We start from the raw sequence: 18,557 nt of genomic DNA, 5'->3' as shown, positions 1-18,557 counted from the left end.
CGTTTCGCGCCGCATCGGGCAGCGCCTGAAGCCGGTGGTGATGCTCGACGGTTCGCAGGCGCTCGACGTGGATGACGATCACACCCACGCCGCAGCCGAGGCCCTGCTCACCCTGCGCGGCGAGCCGGCCCGCACCTCTTCGGGTCCGGACCGGCTGCATCGTGCGTTGGGTTGATAGTCAGAATTTCAGGCCGATCCGCGCATACCAGAACCCACCGTTGAGGCCAAAGGGCGCAAAGCTGCCGTATTGCCCCGAACCATCCCAGGCGATCGCGCCGTTCTTGTCGGGGCGCACGTTGAACAGGTTGTTCGCGCCTACCGCCAGGTCGAGCGCCTCGGTGAACTGGTAGCCGACCTCCGCATCGGTCACCCACTTCGCCCCGAACGTCCGGTCCGATGCGGCGACGTTGCTGGACTCGGTGTACTGCCCGAAGCGCGTCGCGCGCAGCAGCGCCTTGACCGGGCCGGACGACCAGTTGCTCGTCAGCACCACTTTACTGCGCGGCAGTGCCACGACAAGGTCGCGCTGTGCCTGCCGCCCGAACAGCGTGACGTTGAGGCTGCTCAGCTCAGCCGGATTGTCGATGACGTGCAGGATCTTCGTGCGATTGTAGCTGTAGGCGGCACTCAGGCGAAACGTGCCGAGCGCGGCCGTGTCCAGCGTATACTCGCCCACCACGTCGATGCCGCGCGTGCGCGTATCGATCGCATTGGTAAAGAACTGCGCGCTGTCGACATCGTCCACGCCGTTCGCCTCGAGAATCGCCTTCACCGCCGAGCCGCCGTTGGAGGCCGTGCCGAGGAACTCGGTCTTCACGATGCGGTCGTCGATGCGGATCTGGTAGGCGTCCACCGTCAGGCGCAGCGGGCCGTTCTCGTAAGTCAGGCCGGCGGTGAAGTTCAGCGACTTCTCCGGCTTGAGCGGCTTGGCACCCAGCGCCTGTGCCGCGACGGAGTTGACCGGAAGGAACTTGGAGGTGGTCGAGACACGCTCGTCGCCGATCACGGTCACGGTGTTCTGCGTGGTCGAGAACCCGGTCTGCGCCAGCGACGGCGCGCGGAAGCCGGTGTTGACGCCGCCGCGCACCGCCAGCCCCGGCGCCAGTTCGATACGGGTGCTGGCCTTGGCGCTGAAGGTGTTGCCCGCACTGTCCGAATAGTGCTCGAACCGCCCCGCGAGGCCCACGAACCAGCCCGGCATCACGTCGGTCGCAAGATCGCGATAGGCGGCGAGATTGTTGCGCGAAAGGCTCGTCGCGTCGGCGGGCGAGGTTCCGGTAAACGAGACGAGGCCCGGCGACGGCGAGCGGCCCGCATAGAGGTCTCCGAACGCGGAGCCATCGTCGGGGATCACGTAGCCGCCGTCGCGGTAGCTGTCGGGCTCGCCCGCGACGTTCTGGAAGCGCTCCCAGCGGTGCTCGACACCGAAGGCGACGTTGAGCGGCTTGGCGAAACCGACCTCGAACTCGCGGCTGACGTCGATGTTGTTGACCCACAGGTCCTGCTTCTGGCGGCCCATGAAGAAGTCGGCCTTGCTGTCCGGCCCGAGCGAGGGGTTAAGCGTGTTCTCCGCCCCCAGCTTCACCGCATCACGGCCGTAGCTGGTGGACAGGTCGACCGCCCAGCCCGCCAGCTGCGTGCGCAGGCCAAGAGCCGCCTGCCAGTCCCACTCCCAGATGCGCCGATAGGCCTGGAAGCCCGCTGGATAGAGGTCCGGCAGCACTGACGAGCCCTGCGCATTCGCCTGCCCGCCGTAGCCCGTCGGCGACGCCACGTATGCGCCGCGCGCGTCCTTGATGTTGCGATAGCTCAGCGTCGAGAACGAATAGAGCGTCGTGTCATCACCCAGCGGCAGTTCGGCGTTGTAGCTGGTGTTGACGATCTTGTCCCGGTTCGAACGCCCGTAACCGCCAGCGATGACGTGATCGGCATCGGCCTCGCGCGGGTCGGGCTGGCCGTTCACGAGCGGGTAGACGTATGGGATTGCCTCGGCGACGGACTTGGCACGGTCGTGGTACTTGGCCTCCGCCGCGATCCGCACGAAGCCGCCGTCGCCGATACCTGCGCCGTAGGAACCCGCGACCTGGTAGAGATCGCCGCCGCCCTCGTACTGCTGCCCGCCGGTGAGCGAGATGTCGCCGCCCTGCTTCGTATTGTCTAGAATGATGTTGATGACGCCGGAAATCGCGTCCGAGCCGTACTGCGCCGCAGCGCCGTCACGCAGGACCTCGATACGGCCGACGGCGCTGGTCGGGATGAGGTCGATGTCCACCGGCGTAGAGCCGCCCGAAACGCGCGAAAGGTTGTTGATCAGCGAAGTCGTGTGACGCCGCTTGCCGTTGACGAGGACGAGCACATAGTCGCCCGAGAGCCCCCGGATCGCGATCGGACGGACGCTCGCGGACGTACCGCCACCACCGAGCGCCGGCATCGTCAGCGAGGGGATGATATTGCCGAGGATTTCCTTGAGGCCGGTGCGGCCGGTCGACTTCAGTTCGGCCGGGCCGATGACATCGACGGGAACCGGGCTATCGGCGACCGAGCGCTGACTGTGCCCGCGCGCGCCGGTGACGATGATGGCGCTGCCCTCGGCGGCGTCGGCCGCTTCCGCGGCGGCATCCGCAGTCGCCACCGGGATCGCCACGGAGGGCGCCTCGTCAGCATGCGCCACGCCGAAAGGAACGAACGATACGCTGGCGGCAAGCGCGGCGGACTTGAGAATTTTCACCTGGAATGGCCCCTGAACTTGTGGTCTGTCCGGAGCTTCATGACATGTCTACTGATTTAGTAGAAATTGCGATCTCTTATCCGTTCTCAAGTTTTTCTTGATACAGCGTCGATCAGGCCGAATGCAGTAAACCCGCCGCAGCTGGAGCCGAGGCGGGTTCACTGCAGATAAGCCAATGCTTACCCCGCCGGCGCAAAAGCAGCCGCCAGCGGGCGGTCGCCCTTGACCTCTCCGAACTGACGGAAGGTATCGAGCACCACCTGCTGCCGGTCGATCACGCCCTGATCGATCGGCACCGGCAGACGGGCACCGCGCCCCGCGAATTCCTTCGCGATCGGCAGGGGTAGGCCCGTTTCGGCGGCGAGGACCTTGGCGAATTCGTCGACGTGGGTGCTGGCCCACTGCAGCGCCTTGCCCTCACGCTTGAGGAAGTCGTCGAGCAGCGCGCGCTTAGCCTTGATCGCGCTTTCGGGGGCGATGTCGAAGCCGTACCCTTGCGAGAATCCGCGTCCGTCGATGGCGATGCGGTTGCCCTCCGCGAGCGCCGCCGCGACGTAGGGCTGCCACGTCGACCAGCCGTCCACAGCGCCGGTCTGCAGTGCGGCGCGCGCATCGCTTGGGGAGAGGAAGGTGATCGTCACGTCCTTCGCGCCAAGGCCCGCCGCCGCCATCGCCCGCAGCACCAGATAGTGCCCGACGCTGCCGCGCCCGGTGGCGATGCGCTTGCCCTTGAGGTCCTTGGGGCCGTGGATGGCGGACGCCTTGGGCACGATCAGCGCCAGCGCGCCCTCGGTGCGTTCCTGCGTGGTCTGCGCGCCGATCGCCTTGATCGGACTGCCCGCCTGATAGGCGAACTGGAACGGCGCATCGCCCACCAGCCCCACGTCCACCGCCCCGCTGCCCAGCGCTTCGAGCAGGTTCTGCGCGGCGGGAAACTCCGACCACTCGACCTTGTACGGCGCCCCGTCGAGCGCGCCAGAGGCCAGCATCAGCGCCTTGGTGCCGCCCTTCTGGCTGCCCACGCGCAGCAGTCCAGTGTCGGAAGCCCCGCCCCGGCCGCATGCGGCCAGAGCGAGGCTGGTGGTCAGTCCTGCAAGCAGGTTACGTCTGTCGAGCATCAATCAGAGATCCGTCCACAAGGGTTCGTCGGCGATCAGGATACGGTGCAGTTCGCGCGGGAAATCGCCGTAGTTGCGCACCGCGAAGTGCACGCTGGCACGGTTGTCCCAGAACGCCACCGTGCCCGGCCGCCACGAGAAACGCGCCTGCACGTCGGGCCGCTTGTACTGGCGCAGCACTTCTTCCAGCAATTCGCGGCTCTCGGACAGTTCGATGCCCAGGATCTGCGGCTGCTGCGAGAAGTTGACCCACAGGATCTTCTGCCCCGTCTCGCGGTGAGTACGCACGATCTTGTGCGCTACAATGGGGTATTCGTGGCCAGAGAGTTCCAGCGCGGGCACGAAGTTGTGCGTCACGTGCTTGCTTTCGAGGCGCTGCTTCAGCTCCTCGGGCAGCGTTTCGTAGGCAAGCGCGGCGTCCACCCAGATCGTGTCGCCGCCCACTTCGGGCAGGTTCACGTCGCGCAGCACCGCGCCCCAGGTCGGGACCAGACGCCAGCTGGTGTCGGAGTGATAGGCCTCGCCCGGCTTGACCTTGTAGCCGAGCTTCTTCTCGTACTCGCGGTCATGCTTCGCGGCGATCGCGTGGACTTCCTTGTTCGCCGCGTCGTGCTGCGTGGTCGGGTGCGTGTAGAGCGGTCCGAAGTTCGCCGCGAAGGCCGCCTGCTGCGCGTCGTCGATGGACTGGTCGCGGAAGAACACGACCTTCCACTTGAGCACCGCAGCACGGATCGCCGCGCGCAATTCGTCGGTCAGGGGTTTGGACAGATCGACACCCTCGATCTCGGCGCCGATCGTCGGCTGAACGGGACGGATGACGAGGCCCGCGTTTGCGGTATCGAACGTGGAAGCGGAAGTAGCCATTGTCGTGTCTCCTCTCTTCTCGTTTCAGGCCGCCGAGCGGGTCAGGCGCGCGGCGGTATTGCGGTTGACGGGCACGTCGAGGCCCAAGTTCTCGCGGAAGGTTTTCCCTGCGTAGTCCTGCTTGTAGATCCCGCGCTGCTGCAGGATCGGCACGACCTGATCGACGAAGACCTCCAGCTGGCCGGGCAGCGATTCGAACAAGTTGAAGCCGTCCGAACCCCGCTTCTCCAGCCACAGCTGGAAGCGGTCGGCGAGTTGCTCGGGGGTGCCCACGAAGCCGCCCTTGGGCGTTGCCACCCGAAGCGCGATCTGGCCGAGCGTCAGGCCCTGCGCGGCGGCGGCAAGCACCTTCTCAGAGGCGCTCTGGTTGCTCTTGAAACCCTCCTCGGCGACATGCGCCGGGAAGGCGCCATCGGGATCGTACTGGCTGAAGTTGTGGTCGTTGAACGAGCGGCCAAGCGCCCGCAGCGCGTTTTCCAGACTGACAAGGCCCGCCAGTTCGCCGTGCAGGCGCTCGGCCTCCTCCTCGGTCGAGCCGACCACCGGCCGCGCGCCGGGCAGGATGAACAGCTTCTCCGGATCGCGCCCGAAACCGCGCGCCCGCGCCTTCAGGTCCGCGTAGAACGCCTGACCCTCGGCAAGGTCCTCCTGATGGGTGAAGATCGCCTCGGCATGACGCGCGGCGAACGTGCGGCCGTCCTCGGAGGAGCCCGCCTGGAAAATCACCGGCTGCCCCTGCGGCGAGCGCGAGATATTCAGCGGCCCCTTCACCGACAGGAACTCGCCCTTGTGGCCCAGTTCGTGCAGCTTGTCGGCGTCGAGGAACTGCCCGCTGGCCTTGTCGCGCACCAGTGCGTCGTCTTCCCAGCTGTCCCACAGGCCCTTGACGACATCGAGGTATTCGTCGGCAAGGCGGTAGCGCTCGGCATGGCCGAGGTGCTCGGCCTTGCCGTAGTTGTCGGCGCTGCCCGCCAGCCATGAGGTGACGACGTTCCACCCCGCCCGCCCGCCGCTCAGGTGATCGAGCGAGGCGAACTGGCGGGCGAGGTTGAACGGCTCGTTGTAGCTGACGGTGGAGGTGGCGACGAGGCCGATCCTGTCGGTCACCGCCGCGACGGCGGAGAGGATCGTCAGCGGCTCGAAGCGGTTGAGGTAGTGCGGCGAGGAGCGCGCGTTGATCGAGACGCTGTCCGCCACGAACAGGTAGTCGAACTTGCCGCGCTCCGCCGCCTGCGCCTGCCGCACGTAGAACGGCAGGCTGGTGCTGGCGTCCACTTGCGCGTCGGGGTGGCGCCAGTCGTCCCAGCCGGGGCCGACGCCGTGCAGGATGAAGCCGAGCTTGAGCTGTCTGTCTGCCATGTCAATTCCTCCTATGTCGTGAGGTCAGGCTATGCGGCGGGAGCGGGACGGACCAACGCGATTGGCTGATGTGAAAGTGAGTTGTGCCAATGGGTTCGGGGGGCGGGGTCGCGCCTGCCCCTTCGACAAGCTCAGGGTGAGCGGGGTGGGAGTAAACCGCCAGAGCCACCCAAGCTGGGCGTACTGATAGCTATCTCCAAAACCCGCTCAGGCTGAGCTTGTCGAAGCCCCATCGCCCACATTCACGCCAGCCGGTTCACCCCGCCAGCGCGACCTTGCGCTGATCCCGCTCGGCCACCTTCTCGCGCACCAGCGGGATCAGTTCGCGGCCATAGTCGATCGCATCGGCCAGCGGCTCGAAGCCGCGGATCAGGAAGTGGTCGATGCCGATGTCGTAGTATTCCAGCAGCGCCTCGGCGACCTGCTCGGGCGTGCCGACGAGGCCGGTGGAATTGCCCGCAGCGCCGGTCAGCGCGGCAACGCCGGTCCACAGGCGCGAGTCGCGGCGGCCCGAAGCGGCGGTTTCCAGCAGGCGCAGCGAACCCGCATTGGGTGGACGGTGGCCCGAAATGGGCAGGCCCGCCGCCTCGCGGTTGGCGCGCACCTGCTCGACGATGGCGTCGGCCTTCTTCCAGGCGGCTTCCTCGGTATCGGCGATCACCGGGCGCAGCGAGAGCGAGAACCCCGGCGAGCGGCTATGCTGCGCGGCGGCGTGGCGCACGGTACGCACCGCCTCGCCGACCTGCTCCAACGTCTCGCCCCAGAGCGCGTAGACGTCGGCATGACGGCCCGCGACTTCGATCGCCTCGGGCGAGGAACCGCCGAAGAACACCGGCAGGTTGTCCGGCTTGATCGCCGCGAAGGCGCCGCGCGCCTGGTAGAAGCGGCCGGCGTGGTCGAACGGCTGCGCCGAATTCCATTCGCGTTGCAGGATATCGAGGTATTCATCGGTGCGGGCGTAGCGTTCGGCCTTGGTGGTGCCGACGTCGCCGTCGCGCGCCATCTCCTCGTCCGCGCCGCCGGTGATGATGTGCACCGCTACGCGCCCGCCGGAAAGCTGATCGAGCGTCGCCAGCTGGCGCGCCGCGAGCGTCGGCTGTGTGAAGCCGGGACGGTGCGCGACGAGGAAGCCGAGCTTGCTGGTGATCGCCGCCGCATGGGCCGCGACGATCTGGCTTTCGGGCGAGGCCGAGCCGAACGGGATCAGCACGCGGTCGAAGCCGCCCCGCTCCTGCTCGATCGCGGCGGCGTCCACATATTCCCGGTCGAGCACGCGCGAGCGGGTGGCGTTGTGGATTTCCGAGGTGTCGTTGAAGCCGATGTAGCCGATGAACTTGACAGTCATTGCGGTAAACTCCGGTTATGATTTTAGATGACGAAGAAGCCGTGGGTGCCGTCGCGCTGAAGCTGCGCGACAAGGCCGTATTCCCAGTCGAGGTAGGCCTGCATGGCGGCCTTGGGATTGTCGGTGCCCTCGTAAGGGCGCTTGTAACGGCCCTCGGGTCCGCGCGGCGTGGGGGCGCCGTCGGGGCCAGTTTCGAGCGGGCCAGTTTCAAGGGCGGTGAAGTCGGCTTCCAGCACCAGCACTTCCCAGCCCAGCTGCGCTAGCCACGACGCGGTCATGTCCGCACGCGGGCCGAGGTCGTCGGCAAGGACGATGCGCGCGCCGCGCACGGGGGCGAAGTGGTCGGTCTCCTGCACCAGCTGGCCGCCGGGGGCATTGCGGAAGCCCGGAAGGTGCCCGGCGGCGTAGACGTCCGGCTGGCGCACGTCGAAGCGGTAGAGGGTGCGGTGCGTCTCGGCCTCGATGCCGGCAAGCTGCGCGGCGTCGATGCGGCGCACCCCGGCGCGGTAAGCGACTTCGCGGGCGCGGGTCCGCGCTTCGTCGACATCGCCGCCGAGTTCGACGCTCTCCTGCCGCCCGTGCTCCAGTTGCTGCCCTGCAAGGGTCCAGCCGATAGTGCCGTTGCGCAGCGCGAAGACGCGGTTGGGCAGCCCCGCATTGATGAGCGACTGCGCGCCGATCAGGCTGCGGGTGCGGCCTGCACAGTTGACGATGATCGTGGTGTCCGGGTCGGGCGCGGCGACCGGCGCGCGCAGCACGAGTTCGGCGCCCGGCACGCTGCGGCCGCCGGGGATGCTCATCGTCGCGTATTCGTCGAAGCGGCGCGCGTCGAGGATGGCGATGTCGGCCTTCTCGTCGATCAACGCCTGCACGTCCTCGGCCGGAAGCGAGGGTGTGCCGCGCCGGTGCTCGACAAGTTCGCCGAAGGCCTTGGAGTAGGAATTGACGTCCTCGAACAGCTCGTAGCCCGCGTCGCGCCAGCCCTGCAGGCCGCCGTCCAGCAGATCGACGCGGGTGAACCCCAGCCCGCGCAGTTCCTCGACCGCGAAGGGGGCAAGCCCTTCGCCGTCATCGTAGACGACGACCTGCACATCCTTGCGCGGCAGGCGCCACGCGGCCTCGGCAGCGATGCGCGCCAGCGGAATCTGCGCGGCGAACAGCGGGTGGCCAGCGGCGAAGGGATGCTCGTCGCGCACGTCGATCAGCGCGATTTCGCTGCGGGCCAGAAGCGCGCTGCGGACCTGATGGGGAGTGACGGTCATGCTTTCCTCGAAAGATCCCAGAGGTTGGCCCAAAGATTAGGCAACGTGGTGTTGGCGTAGCCGGAGATGAACGGCCGCTCCTCGCCGCTGGCGCGGTAAGTGGCGCGCTCGACGGCGCCGATGTTGGCACCGTAGACATGGATCGAAATGGAGATTCGATCGGCGTGGCCGTTCTCGACGCGGTGAATGTCCCCCTCGCGCGGGTCGATCGCCTCGACCTCGCCGGGGTGGAGCGTGCGGGTCGCCCCGTGCTGCACCAGGGCGCCGTCATGGTCGCGGTGATGGAAGCTCTGCACCCTCTCGGTGCCGCTCAGTACGCCTACGAGGCCCCAGACACGGTGGTCGTGGATCGGCGTCGCCTGCCCAGGCCCCCAGACGAAAGACACGACGCTGAAACGCTCGGCGCTGTCACAGTGGAGGAGATATTGCTGGTAACGTTCGGGATGCGGCCGGGCGTATTCCTCCGGCAGCCAGTCGTCTTGCGCGACCAGATCCGCCAGCAGGCCCCCGCCATCGCGCAGAATCCGGTCGAGATCGTCCGTATCGTCAAGCAAGCCGGCGAAGTCGGTGACGAACCGGCGCAGCGGCGACAGGTCCGTGGCGGTCGTTATCGGGGCGAACGCGTTCACGGGCGCGCTCCGGCATGCAGCGCGACGATCTCCCCGGCAGGCCGTTCCTCGACCAGACCGCCCAGTGCATCGAGCAGGCGCTTGCGCAACGGCGCCGCCACGGTCGCACGCTCGGGGCCGCGCGAAGCGGTGATCCGCTCCTGCGCAACGATTTTTCCTCCGTCGAGCAGGACAATGCGGTCAGCGAGCGCGATGGCTTCGTCGACGTCATGCGTCACCATCAGCACCGCCGGGCGATGACGACGCCACAGCGACAGTACCAGTTCGTGCATCCTGAGGCGGGTCAGGGCGTCGAGTGCGGCGAAGGGTTCGTCGAGCAGCAGCAATTGCGGCTCACGCACCAGTGCACGGGCAAGGGCCACGCGCTGCGCTTCGCCGCCCGAAAGCGTCAGCGGCCAGGCTTCCAGACGGTGGCCGAGGCCGACTTCCTGCAGCGCCTCTTCCGCCAGTTGGCGCGCATTGCCGCGCTTGAGGCCGAGGGCGACGTTGCGCCAGACTTTCTTCCACGGCAGCAGGCGGGCGTCCTGGAACACCACGGCGCGCGAACCGGGGATGGTCACGTCCTGCCCTTCTACCGGATCGAGGCCGGCCAGCGTGCGCAGCAGGGTGGTCTTGCCCGAGCCGGAACGACCGAGGAGGATGACGAACTCGCCCGCCGCGATCTGCAGGTTCAGGCCCGAAATGATGGTGTTGTCGCCAAAGCGGCGGGTGAAATCGCGCAGACTGACGACGGGTTCGGACGTCACGGCGGGCGCGGCGGGCGAGGTAAAGTGATTCAGGCGAGCATCCACGGCAGGGTCCTTTCGGGGAGCGGGTTCACGCAGCAGGTTCATTGGGAAACGATGGAGGGGCGCCAGACGAGCGCGCGGCTCTCGACCGCGCGGACCAGTCCGTCGGCGGCAAGGCCCAGCACGGCGTAGACCATCAGGCACACCAGGATGATGTCCGTGCGCATGAAGTCACGCGCGTTGTTGATGAGGTAGCCGAGGCCCGCAGTGGCGTTGATCTGCTCCGCCACGACCAGCACCAGCACCGAGACCGAGAGCGAATAACGCAGGCCCACCAGCAGCGCAGGCAGCGCGCCGGGCAGGATTACATGCCAGACCTGCGCTGCGCGGCTGAGGCCCAGGCTGCGCGCGCCTTCGAGCAGGCGCACGTCGATCCCGCGGATACCGCCGTAAAGGTTGAGGTAGACCGGGAAGATCGAGGCGAAGGCGATCAGCGCAATCTTGGGCGTCTCGCCGATACCGAACCAGACGATGAACAGCGGCGTCAGCGCCAGCGTCGGGATCGTACGCTTGATCTGCATGAGCGGATCGACCGCGACCTCGCCCTGCCGCGACAGCCCGGCGACGAGCGCCAGCACAATCCCGGTGGTCACGCCGATCGCCAGGCCCGCGATGATCCGCAGGAAGGAAACGGCGAGGTTGTCGGTCAGTTCGCCCGACACCGTCATCGCCCAGAGCGTCGCCAGCACCTGCGAAGGCGCCGCGAGGGTCCGCTCGGGAATAAGGCCGGACCGGGAACCGGCCTCGAGCACCGCCAGCAGCAACAGCGGCGAGAGCCAGCGGGCAGAACCCAGCGAGCGGGCCAATCGGGTGAATGGGGACATGGACGAAGTGCCTCGTGTGGTCATGACCCAAAACTGGCACCTGAATGTCTACCAATTCAATGGAGAATGTTGTGCCGACCTATCAGCAACGCTCATAATGGCGCCTCGAAACGCTCATCCCACGCCCGGACGTGCGGAAAACCGGGCCGAAAGCAGAAAAAGGGCATGGGGACAGAATTGCTTGCCTCACCTAAATCTCTACTATTTTGATTGAGAATAAGTCATAACGCATGGATGCATGCAGGCCATCATACGAATCCTGGCCATCACACGAATCTTGAAAGCCCGCCGATGCCCGTAAATCTCCCGACAAACCTTCTGCGCAGCTTCGTTGCGATCGTCGATACCGGCTCGATGCTTCATGCTTCGGAGCGGGTTTTCGTAAGCCAGTCGGCGCTCAGCCTCCAGATCAAGCGACTCGAAGAGCTGCTGCAACAGTCGCTGTTTCACCGTGAGGGACGCCGCCTTGCGCTGACGGCGCACGGCGACCTGATGCTCGACTATGCACGCAAGGTGCTCGCCCTGCATGACGAAGCGGTCGCGGCGGTCACCGCCGGGCATTTCGCCGGGCCGGCGCGGATCGGCATGGTACAGGATTTCGCGGAACTGCTCCTGACCGGCCTCCTCGCCCAGTTCGCGGATTTGCACCCGGAGGCCGAACTCTACTCGCGGGTTGCGGGCACGGCGGAACTCCTCGACCTGCTGGAGCGGCGGCAACTCGACATCGTGCTGGGATTTGCCGCGCCGAATGACGGCCATGCGGTGACCACCGCGCCCATGTCGTGGTTCGGCAAGGAGGAACTGGCCGCGCACGAGACGATCCCCCTAGCCGTGCTGGAGACGCCCTGCCGCTTCCGGGAAGCGGCGATCCGCGCGCTGGAGGATGCCGGGCGCCCGTTCCGCATAACCGTGGAGACGCCCAATCTCACCACCTTGCGCGCGGCGGTGGATGCGGGGCTCGGCCTTACCTGCCGCACCGGGATGTTCCTGCGCGACGCGCCGCTGGGAGACGTCGGCCTGCCCTCGCTGCCGCATGTCTCCTGTGTGCTGCATACCGCGCCGGGGCTCGACGGGCCCACCCACCAGCTTGCCACACTGGCGCGCGAGGTGGTCGCCGGGCTTCCCAACTGATGGCGCTGCTTATTCGATAATCTCAAGCGGCTCTCAAGGCTTCTCGTTGGTCGCGGTGCCGGGCTTTCCATAGCTTTGGATGCGATCAACGATGAGGCTTACCGATGACCGAAACCCTGAACGACCGCTTCGCCGCGCTGCAGGCCGAACGCGAGCGCACCTGGAGCGCCGAGCAGCTGGAACGCAATGCAGCGCAGCGCCGGGTGCTCGTCGAGCGGCACGATCCGTCCGCGCAACCGAAGGCTGGCGACACCGTCGAACCCTTTACGCTGATCGATCAGGACGGGCGCGAACTCACGCGCGACACGATTCTTGCGGATGGCCCGGCGGTGCTCGTGTTCTTCCGCTTCGGTGGGTGCCCCGCCTGCAACATCGCGCTGCCGTGGTACAACGAGACGCTGCTGCCCGAACTGCGCGCCCGCGGCATTCGCCTGATCGCGGTCAGCGCGCAGATCCCGGTCGACCGGGACCTGATCGCGCGCCATGGCCTGGGCTTCACCGTGGCTTCGGACCCCGGTTATGCGCTCGGCCGCCAACTTGGCATTACCTTCCTGCCTGACGAGCAACCCGCCGTCCCACACGGCCAGCCCTGGATCGGCGCGACACTGGGAACAGGCAGCTACGAGATCGACCAGCCCGCCATCCTTGCCCTCGCGCCCGACGCGACGGTGCTGTTCTTCGAGGCCAGCCCCGACTGGCTGAGCCGCACCGAGAGCGAGACGATCCTCGCCGCCCTGCCCGCTCGCCAGACCGCCACCACCGGCGCCTGACCTTGCTTCAAAGTCCCTCGCCGCCGACCCAGTGCTCGTCGGCGAGGAACCGGGCAAGGCCCCACACCTGACGCCGGATATCGGGCACGGCGACGATCTCCCACGCCTCCCCCTTGGTGATCGGCCCGACCGCGAGCAGGCGGTCCTGCGCATTGCCAGCGGCATCGCGCACCCGGCCGAGATGGTCGACGTCCACCCCAAGGCCGTGGGCGTCGCCGCGAATATGTCCCGCCTCGAGCAGATGCGTCAGGACCGGCGCCTCCACCCGGCGCAAGTCGCCGTCCGGCCCGGCGCAGTTGAACACGCGGTCCACCGCGATCGCCTCGATGCCGTCCTGACCACGCGGGCGATAGTGCACCACCGCCTGCCCGCCGGCTTCGTCGGCTCCGCACAGTTTGCCCGCCACGTACTGCAGCCGCCCGGCGCTCTCCATCGCCTCCAGCCGCTGCGCGACCGAGGGGGCGAGGCGATGGCGGTGGATGTCCCAGTACGGCCGCAGATGCCGCAGGAAGCGGGCCTGCGCGGCGGTCGAATGGCGGCGCCAGATGTTCTGGGTGTGGGGTCGCAGAGCATCCACCGCGCCGCGCCAGCCGATCTCCTCCGCCCGGCGCCGCACGGCGCGGACGAGGTCCGCGCCGCGCAGATCGGGGTCGGAAATGGGAACCACCACCGGCCCGCTCTCGGCGTGGGCGAGCGGCTTGAGCCCCCGGCGCGAAAGCACCGTGACCTTGCCGCCGAACCCCGAGCTTTCCAGCGACAGCACCACGTCGGCCGCCGTCAACCCGCTGCCCACCACGAGGACGTGGTCGAGCGCGGCGAGGCCCTCGATCGCCGAGCGATCCCAGGGATCGGGACTGTAGAGGTGCCCCGGCAGCCCCTCCAGCACGCCATGCGGCGCGGGCGGGAAGTTGCCCAGGGCCAGCACCACCGCGCGGCAATCGACGACGTCGCCGTCGGCCAGCCGCACATGTGCCGCGCCATCGCCGAAATCGACCGAGCATGCCTCGCCGTCGATGACCTGCGCGTCGGGACCGGCCTTCGCCAGCGCCTCGACCAGCAGTTCGCGCAAGTAGGTCCCGTAAGTCAGGCGCGGCACGAAGCGGTTCGCCTCGTCGGCGTCGGCGAAATCCATCCAGCGGGCGAAGTGCTTCGCATCGTCGGGGAACGCGCTCATGTTGGAGGCGCGCACGTTGAGCAGATGCTCCGGCCGCCGCGTACCGAACGCCACGCCCTTGGCAAGCTGGGCGGAATTACGCTCGATCAGGGCGACCTTGACGCCGTAGCGCAGCAGGTTGATCGCCAGCAGCGTCCCGCTGAACCCTCCTCCCACGATCGCGATGGGCAGGTCGCGGGCGGCATTGTGACTGATCATGAAAAGATAGGTTCCCGGCAAGCTGATGAGGCTGGCTAACAGGAAATGCCCGCCGCGGGGTATTTTTTGTCCTCATAGATTGCGCCGAATCGCTTCGGTCGGTCGCTGCCGTTAACCATTTCTAGTGACCTTCGGTTTATACGTATGGCCCTGATCAAGGTTGGGGCATGCCGGTTAGGTCGCATCTCGTCTTCGTTTGGCTGCTTCTGGCGGCGCTGTTCTGGTCGTCTTCCGCGCGGGCGGAGATCGTCCGGATGCGCTCCGACGTCTGCTATGCCACCGCGCCGGCGGACTATCCGGCCACTGCCGCCTCGGTCGCGCGGCTGAACTTCGACTGCGCCCGCGTGCCTGACCATCCCGCCTACGCCAAGGGCTGGGCATGGCTGAAGCTGCGCGATCCGCGCATGCTGTCCGGCCTGCCTTCGGGCTGGCTCCTGATGACCGACCAGAGCCGGTTCGAGCGCATGACCATGCTGGTGGTCGATACCCAAGGCCGCACCCGCACCGCCACGATCGCGCCCGGCGCCGTCGGCGACCACTGGGCTCTCGGGGGCATGTTGCGCTTCGCCGTCGATCCGCCGGGCGCCCGCGTCCGCGATGTCTACATCGGCTACCGCAACCTCGACGACCTTTCGCTGATGCGCAAACTTTCGGCGATGAGCCCGCAGAGCCTGCTGCGGCTCGAGGGCATCTGGCTGGCGCTGATGGGTGTGTTCGCGGGCGCCATCTTCTCCGCGTTCGCTTACAACCTGCTGATCTACACCGGCCAGCGACTGGTCTTCCAGCGCTGGTATCTCGTGTGGTCGCTGCTGGTGCTCGCCTATGGCCTGACCTGGACCAACGTGCTGGCCTTCGCCTTCCCCGAATATGTCGGCCCGTTCGCGGTGACGACCGACTATCTGCTCGTCGCCGGACTGATCGCGGCGGGGAACATGTTCTTCCTGGCCGTCATCGAGGAAGGCGTGCTGCCGCGCTGGCTGGTGCGGTGGGGGAAGATCTGCGCCTGCCTCAACATGGTGGTCGGCGTTCTCGCCGCCTTCGTCCCCGTCGCTGCGCCGGTCGTGCTGGACCGCTGGCTCAACGTGGTCTTCGTCCTCAGCGCCGCCAGCGTCGGCGTCGGCATAGGCATCGCCCTGCGGGCACGCAGCCGTGTCGTGTGGTTCTACCTTGCCGGGTGGACCCCGGTGCTCTCGGTCTTCGCGCTGCGCGTCAGCCGCAACTTCGGGATCACGGTGCAGGACGACGTGGTCGATATGGCCACTTTCGCCGCGCTCGCGTTCGAATCGATCGCCCTGTCGCTCGCCATCGCCGACCGCTTCCGCCTGCTCGGCAAGGAGCGCGACACGGCCGAGCAGGCCCGCAAGGTCGCCCAGGTCGAGAGCGAGACCTTCCGCCGCGCCGCCCAGACCGACTACCTGACCGGCCTCGGCAACCGCGCCGCCTTCCAGTCCGCGCTGCGCACGATGTGCGAGGATGCCGCACGCTCCCCCTTCATGCTGCTGCTGATCGACGTCGATCATCTCAAGCACATCAACGACCGCCTCGGCCATGACGGCGGCGACCTGCTGCTCGGCAAGGTCGGACGGGGCCTCGTGGCCGCAGGTGGTCCGTCCGCGCACGTCTCGCGCATAGGCGGTGACGAGTTTGCGATCCTGCTGCCGTGGGACCCCGTGGCGGAACTGCGCATCCGCCGCGCGCTGGACGAACTGCAGGGTGCGACGCTGACGCACGGCGGCCGCAGCTGGGCCTTGTCGCTCAGCATCGGCCTTGCCTGCTTCCCGCAGGATGCCGCCGAACCCGACGTGCTCGCCAAGAACGCCGACCTCGCGCTCTATCAGGCCAAGCAGGAAGGCCGCCGACGCCTGCTCGACTACGCCCCGCACTTGCGTGAGCAGTTGGACAGCCGGCAGCTGTTCGGACTGGAAGCGCGCCAGGGCATCGAACGCGCCGAATTCTCGCTCCATTACCAGCCCATCGTCGATATCGATACCGGCGCGATCGGATCCTACGAAGCGCTCCTGCGCTGGCAGCACCCGGTCCACGGGCTGATGACACCGGCCGTCTTCGGCGACATGCTGAACGAGCGCAAACTGGGCCTTGCGGTGCAGCAGCACGTGCTGGACATGGGCCTCGCCGCCTTGCGGGACCACCCGGAGCGGATCCCCAAGCTCTCGGTCAACCTGATCGCCGCGCAGCTCGACAGCCCCCACGCCGCCGCCCGCCTGCTGGCGCGGATACGCGACTATGGCATCGCGCCCGAACGCCTGTGCATCGAGGTGACCGAGGACTTCGTGCTCGGCCGCGCGGTGGACGAGACCGCCAAGGCGCTCGACCTGCTGCACGAGGCAGGCGTGACGGTGGCGCTCGACGACTTCGGCACCGGCTATGCCTCGCTGATCCATCTCAAGCACCTGCCCTTCGACGTGCTCAAGATCGACCGCTCGTTCACCCTCGGCCTGTTCGACGACGACGGCCAGAGCGAGGCGATCATCCGCGCCATCATCGGGCTTGGGCAGGGCCTCGGCAAGCAGGTCGTGGCCGAGGGCGTCGAGACCGAAGAACAACGCCGCAAGCTGGCGGAGATGGGCTGCAGGCTCGGCCAGGGCTACCTCTTCGCCCGCCCGGCCCCGATCGAGACTTTCGCACCGGCCGGTGCATCGGCCGGAGCATCGGCCTGCGCGGCCTGACGCTTCAGGGCGAAGGCGCGGCGTCGGATTCGCGGCGGATCAGTTCGAAGGTCATCCGTGAATGGCGCGGCGCCGGACGGCGTCCCTCGCGGACGGTACGGATGTCCTCGACCAGTTGCAGCACCGCCGCGCGCGACATGTCGGCGATCGGTTGGCGGATCGTCGTCAGTTCCGGCCAGGTCGTGGTCGCCTGCGGGGCATCGTCGAAGCCGACGACGGTGAGGTCGCGCGGCACGTCCAGCCCCATGCGATGCGCCACCGAGACCGCTGCCGCCGCCATGTCGTCGTTGCTGGCGAAGATCGCGGTCGGCCGCTCGGCCAGTGCCAGCAGCTTCTGCGCCGCGTCGAGGCCTGACCGGTAGGTGAACTGCCCCTCGACCACCAGCGCCGGGTCCGACACCAGCCCTGCCTCCCCCAGCGCATCGAGGTAGCCGTAAAGGCGCAGCGCCGATGCGGTCTGGTCGGGATTGCCGGAGACGAACCCGATCCGTTCGTGCCCCTGCGAAAGCAGGTGCCGCGTCATCGCCGCCGCCGCCGCGCGGTCGTCGATGTTGACGGACGAGAGGAACACCGCAGGCCGCCCCGAAGCCACCGCGACGGCGGGAAGCCCGGCCTCCTGCAGCAACTGGTGCATGTCGTCGGCGTCGCAGAGCGGCGGCGGCAGGATCAGCCCGTCCACCCCGCCGTCGATCAGGCGCCGCACGATTTCGGCGCGCTCTTCCGGGTTGTCGCAAAGCTGCACCACAAGCTGAACGTTGGCCCGGCTCGCCTGGTCGAGGCTACCGACAAGGAATTCGTTGAGATAGCCGGCGCTGGGATTGCTGTAGAGCAGGCCGATGCGGATCTCGCTCGCCGCCGCGAGGTTGCGGGCGGCGGCGCTCGGCGAATAGTTCAGCGCCTTGATCGCAGCCTCGACCCGCTCGCGCGTTTCCTCGCGCACGTTGGCCTTGCCGTTCATCACGCGCGACACCGTCATCAGCGAGACCCCCGCCTCGCGCGCCACGTCGGCAATGGTGTTCCCTGCGCGCGAACGGCGCGAGGAGCGCGGGCGCATGGGCGATCCGCCGATATCGTCTGCCATGCGCGCCTCTACTCCCTGCCTGCACCCTCGCTGCTAACGCGCCGGCGGGCCGCTTGCAACGTGATCGATTGATGGCGCCGGGCGCGCACGGACCATCCTGTGACGGGCATCTCTGTCGCCAGGCCGTCATCCCGGCGAAGGCTGGGGCCGCTGGCCGAGTAAGGCCCAACCCTCGACAGGGCGTTTGAACGATAGTTGGCCGTAACAGGCCAGCGGTCCCAGCTTTCGCTGGGATGACGAGGTTGTGCGTGCAGTCAGCGCACGCGGAAATACCCGCTGGCGAGTGCGGGCCATTACGCCGGGGAAATCAACGCAACCGAAGTGAACATCGGGTCGGCGTCGGGAGCGTCCTCACCGGGACGCGGGGTTTTGTGTTCCGTGAAGCTCTGGCGAGCGGCCGGGTAACTCACGGTGCAGCCCGGCTCGACCTGTATTCCATCGGAAAGTCCCATGTGGCCGTCGTTAGGGTTCGCATCGTTATCGGCCGAAGGCTATCCGGGATGGCCGTCCCAAGTCCTGCCGTGTGTCGCAGGAACGTATGGACGGCGTTTCCGGTAGCGCAGAGACAGTCCGGGTCTTCGAACGGACGCGTGGTTTGC

Annotated in this window: 14 protein-coding genes; 3 read left to right on the top strand and 11 right to left on the bottom strand. The window is 67.5% G+C overall.

Going from position 1 to position 18,557, the window contains the following annotated elements:
• Nucleotides 1–178: 178 nt before the first annotated feature.
• The 9 genes from LH128_RS07530 to LH128_RS07490 form a co-directional block, all read right to left on the bottom strand.
• Nucleotides 179–2,728, bottom strand: coding sequence for a TonB-dependent receptor plug domain-containing protein (locus LH128_RS07530; protein WP_008829012.1), 2,550 nt, complete (start codon nucleotides 2,726–2,728; stop codon nucleotides 179–181).
• A 179-nt stretch (nucleotides 2,729–2,907) separates the two neighbouring features.
• A complete protein-coding gene (locus LH128_RS07525; protein ID WP_037518370.1) occupies nucleotides 2,908–3,846 on the bottom strand; it encodes an ABC transporter substrate-binding protein in 939 nt (312 codons plus the stop codon).
• Nucleotides 3,847–3,849: 3 nt separating this feature from the next.
• Nucleotides 3,850–4,710: a TauD/TfdA dioxygenase family protein gene (locus LH128_RS07520; protein ID WP_008829010.1), complete on the bottom strand. Its 861-nt coding sequence runs from the start codon at nucleotides 4,708–4,710 to the stop codon at nucleotides 3,850–3,852.
• A gap of 24 nt (nucleotides 4,711–4,734) precedes the next feature.
• Nucleotides 4,735–6,069: an LLM class flavin-dependent oxidoreductase gene (locus LH128_RS07515; protein WP_008829009.1), complete on the bottom strand. Its 1,335-nt coding sequence runs from the start codon at nucleotides 6,067–6,069 to the stop codon at nucleotides 4,735–4,737.
• A 256-nt stretch (nucleotides 6,070–6,325) separates the two neighbouring features.
• Nucleotides 6,326–7,414 carry an LLM class flavin-dependent oxidoreductase gene (locus LH128_RS07510; protein ID WP_008829008.1) on the bottom strand — a complete coding sequence of 363 codons (1,089 nt, stop codon included), beginning with the start codon at nucleotides 7,412–7,414 and terminating at the stop codon, nucleotides 6,326–6,328.
• A gap of 23 nt (nucleotides 7,415–7,437) precedes the next feature.
• Nucleotides 7,438–8,676 (bottom strand): rhodanese-like domain-containing protein, encoded by a 1,239-nt coding sequence (locus tag LH128_RS07505; protein ID WP_008829007.1) that lies wholly within the window; start codon nucleotides 8,674–8,676, stop codon nucleotides 7,438–7,440.
• A complete protein-coding gene (locus LH128_RS07500) occupies nucleotides 8,673–9,305 on the bottom strand; it encodes a cysteine dioxygenase (RefSeq protein WP_008829006.1) in 633 nt (210 codons plus the stop codon). The genes LH128_RS07505 and LH128_RS07500 overlap by 4 nt, the downstream gene beginning before the upstream one ends.
• Nucleotides 9,302–10,096, bottom strand: a complete 795-nt coding sequence (locus LH128_RS07495) for an ABC transporter ATP-binding protein (protein WP_008829005.1) — start codon at nucleotides 10,094–10,096, stop codon at nucleotides 9,302–9,304. The genes LH128_RS07500 and LH128_RS07495 overlap by 4 nt, the downstream gene beginning before the upstream one ends.
• Before the next feature lie 38 nt (nucleotides 10,097–10,134).
• Nucleotides 10,135–10,917, bottom strand: a complete 783-nt coding sequence (locus LH128_RS07490) for an ABC transporter permease (protein ID WP_008829004.1) — start codon at nucleotides 10,915–10,917, stop codon at nucleotides 10,135–10,137.
• Between the two features lie 291 nt (nucleotides 10,918–11,208).
• On the opposite strand from LH128_RS07490, the gene LH128_RS07485 reads away from it, so the two are divergent.
• The gene (locus LH128_RS07485; RefSeq protein ID WP_037518375.1) at nucleotides 11,209–12,048 is read left to right on the top strand and encodes a LysR substrate-binding domain-containing protein; all 840 of its coding nucleotides are present in this window, start codon (nucleotides 11,209–11,211) and stop codon (nucleotides 12,046–12,048) included.
• Between the two features lie 104 nt (nucleotides 12,049–12,152).
• Nucleotides 12,153–12,818, top strand: coding sequence for a peroxiredoxin-like family protein (locus LH128_RS07480; RefSeq protein ID WP_008829002.1), 666 nt, complete (start codon nucleotides 12,153–12,155; stop codon nucleotides 12,816–12,818).
• Between the two features lie 7 nt (nucleotides 12,819–12,825).
• Here the strand turns inward: LH128_RS07480 and LH128_RS07475 are convergent, their stop codons facing one another.
• Nucleotides 12,826–14,190 carry an FAD/NAD(P)-binding protein gene (locus LH128_RS07475; protein ID WP_008829001.1) on the bottom strand — a complete coding sequence of 455 codons (1,365 nt, stop codon included), beginning with the start codon at nucleotides 14,188–14,190 and terminating at the stop codon, nucleotides 12,826–12,828.
• A 167-nt stretch (nucleotides 14,191–14,357) separates the two neighbouring features.
• Between LH128_RS07475 and LH128_RS07470 the strand changes: the two genes are divergently transcribed.
• Nucleotides 14,358–16,877 (top strand): putative bifunctional diguanylate cyclase/phosphodiesterase, encoded by a 2,520-nt coding sequence (locus LH128_RS07470; RefSeq protein WP_008829000.1) that lies wholly within the window; start codon nucleotides 14,358–14,360, stop codon nucleotides 16,875–16,877.
• A gap of 4 nt (nucleotides 16,878–16,881) precedes the next feature.
• Here LH128_RS07470 and LH128_RS07465 read toward each other — a convergent pair whose 3' ends face one another.
• Nucleotides 16,882–17,958, bottom strand: a complete 1,077-nt coding sequence (locus LH128_RS07465) for a LacI family DNA-binding transcriptional regulator (protein ID WP_008828999.1) — start codon at nucleotides 17,956–17,958, stop codon at nucleotides 16,882–16,884.
• Nucleotides 17,959–18,557: the final 599 nt, after the last annotated feature.

It is taken from the genome of Sphingomonas sp. LH128 (genome assembly GCF_000293195.2).
In the GTDB taxonomy this organism is placed as follows: Bacteria; Pseudomonadota; Alphaproteobacteria; order Sphingomonadales; family Sphingomonadaceae; genus Novosphingobium; species Novosphingobium resinovorum_A.
The sequence above is the reverse complement of the archived record's forward strand: the minus strand, read 5'-3'. Positions and strand labels throughout refer to the sequence as shown.

Coding starts and splice junctions, on each gene's coding strand:
- LH128_RS07480 (WP_008829002.1), top strand. CDS start 12,153: ATGACCGAAACCCTGAACGACCGCTTCGCCGCGCTGCAGGCCGAACGC.
- LH128_RS07490 (WP_008829004.1), bottom strand. CDS start 10,917: ATGTCCCCATTCACCCGATTGGCCCGCTCGCTGGGTTCTGCCCGCTGG.
- LH128_RS07485 (WP_037518375.1), top strand. CDS start 11,209: ATGCCCGTAAATCTCCCGACAAACCTTCTGCGCAGCTTCGTTGCGATC.
- LH128_RS07470 (WP_008829000.1), top strand. CDS start 14,358: ATGCCGGTTAGGTCGCATCTCGTCTTCGTTTGGCTGCTTCTGGCGGCG.
- LH128_RS07465 (WP_008828999.1), bottom strand. CDS start 17,958: ATGGCAGACGATATCGGCGGATCGCCCATGCGCCCGCGCTCCTCGCGC.
- LH128_RS07505 (WP_008829007.1), bottom strand. CDS start 8,676: ATGACCGTCACTCCCCATCAGGTCCGCAGCGCGCTTCTGGCCCGCAGC.
- LH128_RS07510 (WP_008829008.1), bottom strand. CDS start 7,414: ATGACTGTCAAGTTCATCGGCTACATCGGCTTCAACGACACCTCGGAA.
- LH128_RS07525 (WP_037518370.1), bottom strand. CDS start 3,846: ATGCTCGACAGACGTAACCTGCTTGCAGGACTGACCACCAGCCTCGCT.
- LH128_RS07520 (WP_008829010.1), bottom strand. CDS start 4,710: ATGGCTACTTCCGCTTCCACGTTCGATACCGCAAACGCGGGCCTCGTC.
- LH128_RS07515 (WP_008829009.1), bottom strand. CDS start 6,069: ATGGCAGACAGACAGCTCAAGCTCGGCTTCATCCTGCACGGCGTCGGC.
- LH128_RS07475 (WP_008829001.1), bottom strand. CDS start 14,190: ATGATCAGTCACAATGCCGCCCGCGACCTGCCCATCGCGATCGTGGGA.